Origin of the sequence: Streptomyces sp. NPDC090119 (assembly GCF_044747085.1) — a bacterium.
Lineage (GTDB): Bacteria > Actinomycetota > Actinomycetes > Streptomycetales > Streptomycetaceae > Streptomyces.
In genome coordinates this window covers 1-1,851 of record NZ_JBIVDK010000012.1, presented here as the reverse complement: position 1 = coordinate 1,851, position 1,851 = coordinate 1, and the positions used below count along the sequence as shown (strand labels likewise).

General features: G+C 56.5%; 1 rRNA gene. It reads right to left on the bottom strand.

Features of this window, described 5'->3' with window-relative positions:
• Positions 1 to 21: 21 nt before the first annotated feature.
• Positions 22 to 1,851: ribosomal RNA gene (locus ACIPPM_RS30695) — 23S ribosomal RNA — on the bottom strand; the annotation flags it as partial.

Genomic DNA, 1,851 nt, shown 5'->3' with positions numbered 1-1,851 from the left:
ACACAGTGGACGCGAGCAACTGAGGACAAGCCCTCGGCCTATTAGTACCAGTCAACTCCACCCGTTACCAGGCTTCCATATCTGGCCTATCAACCCAGTCGTCTACTGGGAGCCTTACCCTCTCAAGGAGGTGGGAATACTCATCTCGAAGCAGGCTTCCCGCTTAGATGCTTTCAGCGGTTATCCCTCCCGAACGTAGCCAACCAGCCGTGCCCTTGGCAGGACAACTGGCACACCAGAGGTTCGTCCGTCCCGGTCCTCTCGTACTAGGGACAGCCCTTCTCAATATTCCTACGCGCACAGCGGATAGGGACCGAACTGTCTCACGACGTTCTAAACCCAGCTCGCGTACCGCTTTAATGGGCGAACAGCCCAACCCTTGGGACCGACTCCAGCCCCAGGATGCGACGAGCCGACATCGAGGTGCCAAACCATCCCGTCGATATGGACTCTTGGGGAAGATCAGCCTGTTATCCCCGGGGTACCTTTTATCCGTTGAGCGACGGCGCTTCCACAAGCCACCGCCGGATCACTAGTCCCGACTTTCGTCCCTGCTCGACCCGTCGGTCTCACAGTCAAGCTCCCTTGTGCACTTACACTCAACACCTGATTACCAACCAGGCTGAGGGAACCTTTGGGCGCCTCCGTTACTCTTTAGGAGGCAACCGCCCCAGTTAAACTACCCATCAGACACTGTCCCTGATCCGGATCACGGACCCAGGTTAGACATCCAGCACGACCAGACTGGTATTTCAACGACGACTCCCCCTGAACTGGCGTCCAGAGTTCACAGTCTCCCAGCTATCCTACACAAGCCGAACCGAACACCAATATCAAACTGTAGTAAAGGTCCCGGGGTCTTTCCGTCCTGCTGCGCGAAACGAGCATCTTTACTCGTAGTGCAATTTCACCGGGCCTATGGTTGAGACAGTCGAGAAGTCGTTACGCCATTCGTGCAGGTCGGAACTTACCCGACAAGGAATTTCGCTACCTTAGGATGGTTATAGTTACCACCGCCGTTTACTGGCGCTTAAGTTCTCAGCTTCGCCCTGACGAATCAGAGCTAACCGGTCCCCTTAACGTTCCAGCACCGGGCAGGCGTCAGTCCGTATACATCGCCTTACGGCTTCGCACGGACCTGTGTTTTTAGTAAACAGTCGCTTCTCGCTGGTCTCTGCGGCCACCCCCAGCTCAAGCAGCAAGTGCTATCACCAGTGATGGCCCCCCTTCTCCCGAAGTTACGGGGGCATTTTGCCGAGTTCCTTAACCATAGTTCACCCGAACGCCTCGGTATTCTCTACCTGACCACCTGAGTCGGTTTAGGGTACGGGCCGCCATGAAACTCGCTAGAGGCTTTTCTCGACAGCATAGGATCATCCACTTCACCACAATCGGCTCGGCATCAGGTCTCAGCCTTGATGTGCGACGGATTTACCTATCACACGGCCTACACCCTTACCCCAGGACTACCATCGCCTGGGCTGGACTACCTTCCTGCGTCACCCCATCACTCACCTACTAACCGCTTGGGTCGGCGGCTCCACCACTTTCCTTTCCCCGAAGGGTCCGGAACGGCTTCACGGCCTTAGCATCACGATGCTCGATGTTTGACGCTTCACAGCGGGTACCGGAATATCAACCGGTTATCCATCGACTACGCCTGTCGGCCTCGCCTTAGGTCCCGACTTACCCTGGGCAGATCAGCTTGACCCAGGAACCCTTAGTCAATCGGCGCACACGTTTCTCACGTGTGTATCGCTACTCATGCCTGCATTCTCACTCGTGAACCGTCCACAACTCGCTTCCGCGGCTGCTTCACCCGGCACACGACGCTCCCCTACCCATCACAGC